Origin of the sequence: Bifidobacterium sp. wkB338 (assembly GCF_003688325.1) — a bacterium.
Classification (GTDB): domain Bacteria; phylum Actinomycetota; class Actinomycetes; order Actinomycetales; family Bifidobacteriaceae; genus Bombiscardovia; species Bombiscardovia polysaccharolytica.
The window spans coordinates 1-8,413 of the sequence record NZ_NPOR01000044.1 but is presented as its reverse complement, the minus strand read 5'-3'; the positions used below and the strand labels follow the sequence as shown (position 1 = coordinate 8,413).

Here is an 8,413-nt window from a genome sequence, read left to right as displayed (position 1 = left end):
GCCTACTGGCATGGCCGGCGCGGCGGCCATGCCAGGTTCGCTGTCGGCCGTGTCGGCTGCGGCAAGGCCCCCGGCGATCAGGCTGGCAGGCAGGATGACGGCCAGCAGCAGGCTGACGGCCATAGCCGGACGGCTGTGCGTGTACGGATGCTGACGCATGATAGGCATGAACCCCTTCCATAGGAAACGCAACTGCGCTTCCTGAACTCCCCAGACCGGCTCCCCGCCGGTGGCCGGGTGCAATCCCGGCCCTGATCTGCAACAACTCTATCACGACACCAGCCATGCCCACGCACGGCTCAGCCGCAGCCTATGGGAGACGAGCCCAGGAAGGTCGGCCTTGCGCAGCAGGAGGGGTGCCGGTTCTGTTGTGCTTGCTGGACCTCATAGACAGGCGGGTGGACGGAAAGAATGGGTGGCTCCGTTGTGTTGGGGGATTGGCGGGGCCACCCTGGTTGGCCGGGCCGTCTTGGGATGCGGCCCGGCTGCTTACTCGGGTGAAGATTCTAGACGTGCAGGGCGTGTGATTCGCGCCGGTGGCGTCCGGCTGCGACGGCGCCGGCTGCGGCGAGCAGCCCGGCGGCAAGCAGGAGGATCATGCTGCCGTTGCCGCCCGTCAGGGGCAGGACGCCTTCGTAGGTGTAGGCCAGGTGCGCCGGGGTCTGGCTGACATCGCCCAGCGTCCAGTCCACGACCACATCGGCCAGTCCAGGATTATGGACAGGCGTGGCAAAAGAGACGGATCCGTCGGCATTCTGCTGCAGGTGGTCCACGGCCGTCTTGTCGAACTTGACGCCGGTGATCAGCAGTTGTGGATCGAGTGCTACTGGTACTGGTACGAGGCTTTTAGCAGCGTCTACGTATTCTCCTGTGGGGATGCTGGTGTTGCCGAGCTGGCCGTACTGGTTGTCGCCCCAGGCGTACGTGTTGCCATCCTGGCCGATGGCCAGAGATTGGCCTCGTCCTGCGCTGATTCGTGCGGCTGCGAGCCCGGTGCCGGCGCTGCCCTGGCCTGCGGGCGGCGATACGCGCCTGGGGGTGGGCTGGGTGCTGGTGGTGTTGTCGCCGAGCTGGCCGTTGGTGTTCCTTCCCCATGCCCAGGCTGCACCGCTCTTGTCGATGGCCAGAGAGTGGATTACGCCGGCGCTGATCTGCGCGACTTGGAATGGCTGGCTGGAGTCTGTGGGGTTTCCTACCTGCGTGGGCGTGGGCCTGCTAATTTCCGTGCCGTCGCCGAGCTGCCCGTAGTCGTTGTACCCCCATGCCCAGGCGGTACCGTCCTGGCTGATGGCCAGGGCGTGGAAGCCTCCGGCGCTGATCTGCGCGGCTTTGAAGGTCTTGCTGGCATCCTTGGGATCGGGCACGCGTGCCGGGTCGGCGGCGTACGTGGTGCTGCCATCTCCTGTGCTTTGGCCGTTGCCGAGTTGCCCGTAATTGTTGTATCCCCACGTGTATACGCTGCCGTCCGTACCCAAGGCCATGATGAAGCCCCAGTTGACGCTGACCTGGGCCGCGTGCAGCCCCTGGCTGGAGCCGTTGGGATCCCTGGCCAGGGTCGGGGTCGGTTTGGACGTGCTGTAGGTGTAGCGATTGTTTCCTTCGCTGCCCCAGGTGTAGACGCGCCCCTGGGGGTCGATGGCTGCCGAGTCGTAGGCGCCGGCGCTAATCTGCGTGGCTTTGAAGGGCTGGCCGTCCGTACCCCTGACTGGCTGCGGCTTGGAATGGCCGGTGGTGGTGTTGTCACCCAGCTGCCCGTGGTCGTTGGCGCCCCAGGCGTAGACGGTCTGGTCGGAGCCGATGGCCAGCACGTGAGCCCCGCCTGCCGCGATCTGCTTGTAGGTGAACCCGGAGGCCACGCCGTCGGGCAGGGGGACCCTGGCCGGTGTCTTCTGCGGAGTGCTGCTGGTACTGCCCTGGCCCAGCTGCCCGTACTGGTTGCTGCCCCAGGCGTAGGCGTTCCCATCGCTGGCCACGCCCACCGAAAAGCCGGGCGAACCCCCGGACTGGTAGCCGCCGGCGCTTATCTGGCTGAAGCGGATGCCGCGGCTGAGTTTGGGCGGGGTGATGGTCGCCTGCTGGCCGCCCAGCACGTTGCCCTTGTCTGGGCTGATCGACCAGCCGCCGGTGTTAGCGGGGCTCCAATGCGCGACCAGGGTGATGTCAGCGGTGACCGGCTGGCTGAAATCATACGCCACCTTGGAACCGCCCTTGGTGTCTTTGATGAACCAGCCGTCAAACAGGAAGCCGTCCTTGGCCGGGTCTGTGATTGGGCGTGTGGCCTGCTTGCCTATGGTGATCCGCTGCGGGTCTGGGACCGGATTGCCGCCGTCGCTGTCGAAGGTGACCGTGTGGGGGTTGATGTAGGTGTAGTCCAGGTGCGCGTCGGGCTGCTGGCCGTTCCTGCTCCAGGAGACGGTCACGTCGGTCTTGCCTCCTGCATGCGGGGGCGTGGTCACGCTCCAGGTGCCGTCCTTGTTGTCCGTCAGATTCGTGCCCGCTGTCCCGCCGAAGCTGACGCCGGTCGGCCTGGGAGACTCGGGGAAGGCGACCATGCCTGGCCGGTTGGCTGGCGTGGCGCTGGTGGGGGTGCGTGCCAGTTGCCCGGTACTGTTGCTTCCCCAGCTGTAGAGGTTGCCGTCCGATCCCAAGCTCAGGGTAAAGCCGCCTAAATAGCCGCCTTCCGTTCTGACTTGGGTGATTGTAATGCCTGCCGGCATCGTCACTTTGCCTGGCCGGTTGGCTGGCGTGGCGCTGGTGGGGGTGCGTCCCAGCTGGCCGTAGGTGTTGTCTCCCCAGCTGTAGAAGTTGCCGTCCGATCCCAAGCCCAGGGAATTATCGCCACCTGCGATGACCTGGGTGAATCGTGTGACGCCTACAGGCGAATTCACTTTGAGCGGCGTACCGTCGTACAACGTGCTGGTGTTGGTGTTGGTGTTGGTGATGGTGCGTCCCAGCTGACCTAGGGAGCCGTCGCCCCAGCTGTAGACGTTGCCGTCCGATCCTATGGCCAGGGAATGATAGTATCCTGCGCTGATCTGGGTGAATTTCGTGCCGTCTGTCGGCATGGACCCTTTCTTCGGCGCGTTATGTGAATTATAATCATCGACTCCTATGCCCAGTTGCCCGGTACTGTTGCTTCCCCAGCTGTAGAGGTTGCCGTCCGATCCCAGGGCCAGGGAATAACCGTTTCCTGCGCTGAACTGGGTGAAGCGGACGCCTGTCGGCGGGGTGACGATGCCTGGTAGACTTGCTGCTGGTGTGGTGTCGCTGATAGTGCGTCCCAGCTGGCCGTAGGTGTTGCCTCCCCAGCTGTAGAGGTTGCCGTCCGATCCCAGGGCCAGGGAGTGGGCGTATCCCGCGCTGATCTGGGTGAATTGCCTGACGCCTGCCGGCATGGTCACTTTGCCTGGCTGGTTGGCTGGCGTGGTGCTGGTGGGGGTGCGTCCCAGCTGGCCGTTGGTGTTGCCTCCCCAGCTGTAGAGGTTGCCGTCCGATCCCAGGGCCAGGGCGAAGCCTAGTCCTGCGCTGGTCTGGGTGAAGCTGACGCCTGTCGGCGGGGTGACGATGCCTGGCCGGTCGGCTGGCGTTGTGCTGGTGTCGCGTCCCAGTTTGCCATATTCACTGTTTCCCCAGCTATAGAGGTTGCCGTCGGAGCCCATGGCCAGGGCAAAGTCTTTTCCTGTTTCGATGTGGCTGAAGCGTATGTCGGATGTGGTGGGCGTGGTCAGGGTGATCCGGGTGCCTCCTTCTGCTGGGCCGGAGGTGGGTTTGAGGCTCCATGAGCTGGTTATCCTGGTCCATTTGGCGGTCAGGGTGATGTTGCCGGTGACGGGCTGGCTGAAGTCATAAGCGACGGCGGTGTTGCCGGTGAACCATCCGTTGAACAGGTAGCTGTCCCTGCTCGGGTCCTTGGGCCTGGAGGCCTGTCCGCCGCTGGGGACGCTCTGGGAGGGTGTGCGGGTTTTGCCGTCGGGGTCGTTGAAGGTGACGGTGTAGGCTGCGCGTGTCTGGGGCTGGCTGTCGGTGGCCTTGCTTTTGATGCCGGTGTCGCCGGGCTTGTCGGGCTTGTCGGGCGTGGCCTGGGCGCTGGTGAGGGGGGATGCGGTGTCCAGGGGCGAGGGTGAGGGCAGCGGCGACTTGGGGCCGGCCGGCAGGGTTGGTGTGGGCATTGCGGGGGTGGCGCCGGGGTTTTGCTGGTCCATACCGGGGGTGTGACGGCCCTCCTGGCCTGTGCTTTCCGGTATGGCGGGCGCGCCGACGCCCGTAGCGGACCTGCTGTCGGCTGTGTCGGCTGTGGCGAGTCCTCCGGCAATCAGGCTGGCTGGCAGGATAATGGCGAGCAACATGCTGACGAGGATGGCCCTGCGGCTGTGCGTGTTCGTATGCTGACGCATGATCGGCATGATCCCCTTCCCAGGAACTGTTGCCGCGTACTTGGAACTCCCCCGGTCTGGCTCCCCCGATAGATGGCAGACACAATCCCAACCTATAACAAATGCTACCACGGTTCGTTCGCATGCTCCAAGCGCCCGTCAGCCAGCCTGCCGGGCTGCTTGGCTGAACACTATATGAAGACCGCTTCACACCTTATTGACTCATTCCAGAGAGGGGTATAAAGGGTGAATGCAAAGAGGTGGGTGGCTCCGTTCTGTTGGGGGATTGGCGGGGCCACCCTTCGGCTGGGCTAACTTGGGGTTTAGTCCAGCCGCTTACTCGGTTGAAGATTCTAGGCCTGCAGGGCGCGGGTTTCCCGCCGGTGGCGTCCGGCTGCGACGGCGCCGGCTGCGGCGAGCAGCCCGGCGGCGAGCAGGAGGATCATGCTGCCGTTGCCGCCCGTCAGGGGCAGGACGCCTTCGTAGGTGTAGGCCAGGTGTGCCTGGGTCTGGCTGACGCCGCCCAGGGTCCAGTCCACGATCACATCAGCCAGCCCAGGATTATGGACAGGCGTAGCGAAAGAGACGGACCCGTCAGAATTCTGCTGCAGGGGGTTCACGGCTGTCTTGTCGAAGCTGACGCCGGTGATCAGTAGCGAATTGAATGGCACTGGGGTCGGGTTGCTGCTCTGTGCCGTGTCGTTTCCGGTGCCGAGCTGGCCGTACTTGTTGTCGCCCCAGCTGTAGGCGTTGCCGTCCTGGCCGATCGCAAGGGAATGCTGGCTTCCGGCGCTAATGCGTGCAGCGTTGAATCCCGCGTCGGCATTGTTCTGTTGCAGAAAGCCCTTTATTTGTGTCGGTGTCCGAGCGTTTTTGACGGTTCCGTTGCCGAGCCGACCGTAGCCGTTGTCCCCCCAGGCCCAGGCTGTGCCTTCCTTATCAATGGCCAGGGTGTGATTCGTCCCAGTACAGATTTGGCTGGCTTGGAATCCTTGATTGGTGCCTGTGGGATCTTGTACCCGAACGGGGCTGTACTGACGATCGGTAGTGGAGCCGTTGCCGAGCTGACCCCGATCATTCCATCCCCATGCCCAGACTGTATCGGTCGTATCAATGGCCAGAGCGCTCCAGCTTCCTGCGCTGATTTGTTTGGCTTGGAGGGGCTGACCTGTTTTGCCTGGGTATTGTACTGGCGTGGGTTGGTTCGTATAGGAGGAGTCGCTAGTGCCGTTGCCGAGCTGCCCGTAGTCGTTGTACCCCCATGCATAAACGGTGCCGTTCTTGTCCAGGGCCATGATGAAGCTCCATTTGACGGCGACCTGGACTGCTTGCAGCCCCTCGTTCGAACCACTCGGATCCTGAACCAGGGTTGGGGTTGATCTAGACAGGCTGTATGAGCCGCCGCTGTTGCACTCACTGCCCCAGGTGTAGACGCGCCCCTGCGGGTCGATGGCTGCCGAGTCGTAGGCGCCGGCGCTTACCTGGACGGCTTTGAAGGGCTGGCCTTCCGCGCCCTTGATGGGCAGCGGCTTGAAATGGCCGGTGGTGGTGCCGTCGCCCAGCTGACCGCGGTCGTTGGCCCCCCAGCTGTAGACGATGCCGTCGCTGCCGACGGCCAGCACATGGTAGCCGCCCGCCACGGCCTGCGTGTAGGTGAAATTGGAATCCACGCCAGCCGGCAGAGGGACCCTGACCGGCGTTTTCTGCCGCCTGCTGCTGGTGCTGCCCTGGCCCAGCTGCCCGTACTGGTTGCTGCCCCAGGCGTAGGCGTTCCCGTCGCTGGCCACGCCCACCGAAAAGCCACTGGCCATTCCGATTTCATAGCCACCGGCGCTGACCTGGCTGAAGCGGATGCCGCGGCTCAGCTTGGGCGGGGTGATGGTCGCCTGCTGGCCGCCCAGCACGTTGCCCTTGTCCGGGCTGATCGACCAGCCGCCGGTGTTGGCGGGGCTCCAATGCGCGACCAGGGTGGTGTCCGCGGTGACCGGCTGGCTGAAGTCATAAGCCACATCGGATTTGCCCTTGGCGTCCTTGAGGAACCAACCATCGAACAACCATCCGGCCCTAACAGGATCGGTCACAGGGCGCTTGGCTTGGTCGCCTTTGATGATCTCCTGCTTTGTGGTTGTGGACGAGCTATCGCTAGGGTCGTATATGACCGTATATCGGATACCTTTGTATGCGTAAGTCAGGTGTGCGTCAGGTTGCCGGCCGTTCAGGCTCCAAGAGACGATTACGTCTACTTGGCCATCCGGGTGCGCGGGCGTTGTCACGCTCCATGTGCCGTCCGCGTTGGCGACCAAGTTGGTTCCCGCCGTGCCGTCGAACTTAACACTGGTGGGAATCGGCTTTTTGGGGAAGTCGACCATGCCGGGCTTAGCGTTAGGTGTTCTGTAGATGTTGCGTCCCAGTTGGCCGTTGTCATTCCATCCCCAGCTGTAAAGGTTGCCATCCAAGCCTAGAGCCAGGGAAAAGTAGCCTCCTGCGATAATCTGTGCGAAGCCCCCAATGCCTGTCGGCATAATCACTGTGCCTGGTGTGACGTGCCGGTCGTTGTCGTCGTTATTGCCGTTGCCGAGCTGGCCGTTATTGTTCCATCCCCAGCTGTATAGGATGTTATTTGATCCTATTGCCAGTGAAAAGCCATTTCCTGCGCTGATTTGGGTGAACTGCTTGACGCCTGTCGGCATGCGCACTTTGCCTGGCTTGTTCTCTGGCGTGGTGCTGGTGTCGCGGCCCAACTGGCCGTAGTCATTCCATCCCCAGCTGTAAAGGTTGCCGTCCGAACCCAGCGCAAGGCAGTGGTAGCTTCCTGCACTTACCATGGAGAAGTAATTGACCCCGTCCGGAAGAGTCACTTTGCCGGGTCTATTTTCTTGTAAGCCTCCAATGCCGAGTCCTAGCTGGCCGTGGTCGTCCCTTCCCCAGCTGTATAGGTTGCCGTCTGCGTCGAACGCGAAGGAGTAGTTGCCTCCAGCGCTGACTTTGGTGAATTTCGTTACCCCGTCCGGTGGGGTTACTTTGCTTGGAGTGGCATGAGGTTTAGTGTCGGCATTGCCGTTGCCTAGCTGGCCATAATCGTTCAACCCCCAGCTGTAGAGGTTGCCGTCCGAGCCCATGGCCATGGAATGGTGTGTTCCTGCACAGAATTGAGTGAAGTGGACGCCTGTTGTCGGCGGGGTGACGATGCCCGGCCGGTCTGCTGGAGAGCTAGAACTAGAGTTGCGTCCCAACTGTCCATAATAATTAAACCCCCAGCTGTAAAGGTTGCCGTCCGAGCCCATGGCCAAAGAGTGGTAGTCTCCTGCAATGGCTTGGGTGAAGTGGATGCCTGTCGGCGGGGTGACGATGCCTGGCCGGTCTGCTGGAGAGCTGGAACTGGTGCTGCGTCCCAACTGGCCGCTGTCGTTGTAACCCCAGCTGTATAGGTTGCCGTCCGAGCCGAATGCCAAGGCAAAGCTCAATCCCGTAGTGGCTCGACTGAATCGCAAACCACGTGTAGAGGGCGGGGTGAGGGTGATCCTGGTGTCTCCTTCTGCTGGCCCGGAAATGGGGGACAGGCTCCAGGAGCTGGTCGCCTTGGTCCATTTGGCGGTCAGGGTGATGTTGCCGGTGACGGGCTGGGTGAAGTCGTAGGCGATTTTGCCGGTGAACCATCCGTCGAACAGGTAGCCGTCCCTGCTTGGGTCCTTGTCGGGCCTGGCGGCCTGTCCGCCGCTGGGGATGGTCTGTTGGCTGAAGATTGTGTTGTCGTCGCTTTTAAAGGTGACGGTGTAGGATGCTGCGCGTGTTTGGGGCTGGCTGTCGGCGGTCTTGTCTGGATTGTTTGGCGTAGGGGGAGTGGTTGGTTTGTTTTGTGCTGGTGCGAGGGGGGATGTTGTGTTTAGGGGTGATGGGGTGGCCAGGGGTGACTGGAATGTTGGTGGTGTGGTTGCAGGTGTTGCGTTACTGGTGGAAGTGCCGGGGTTTTGCTTAGCTACGCGAGGGGTCTGACGACCCCCCCCCCCCGGTGCCTACTGGCATGGCCGGCGCGGCGGCCA

At 62.8% G+C, this 8,413-nt stretch carries 2 protein-coding genes and 1 pseudogene; all 3 read right to left on the bottom strand.

Annotated elements, in window-relative coordinates:
- Nucleotides 1–506 precede the first annotated feature (506 nt).
- A complete protein-coding gene (locus tag CI603_RS08390) occupies nt 507–4,394 on the bottom strand; it encodes an InlB B-repeat-containing protein (RefSeq protein ID WP_183122300.1) in 3,888 nt (1,295 codons plus the stop codon).
- 332 nt (nt 4,395–4,726) lie between these two features.
- Entirely contained in the window at nt 4,727–7,825 is a 3,099-nt protein-coding gene (locus CI603_RS08385) for an InlB B-repeat-containing protein (protein ID WP_147438303.1), read from the bottom strand.
- A gap of 135 nt (nt 7,826–7,960) precedes the next feature.
- A pseudogene (locus tag CI603_RS09315) lies at nt 7,961–8,278 on the bottom strand (InlB B-repeat-containing protein); the annotation flags it as partial.
- Between the last annotated feature and the right edge of the window lie 135 nt (nt 8,279–8,413).

Excerpts from the sequence above, each read along its gene's own strand:
- CI603_RS08390 (WP_183122300.1), bottom strand. The coding sequence starts at position 4,394 with ATGCGTCAGCATACGAACACGCACAGCCGCAGGGCCATCCTCGTCAGC.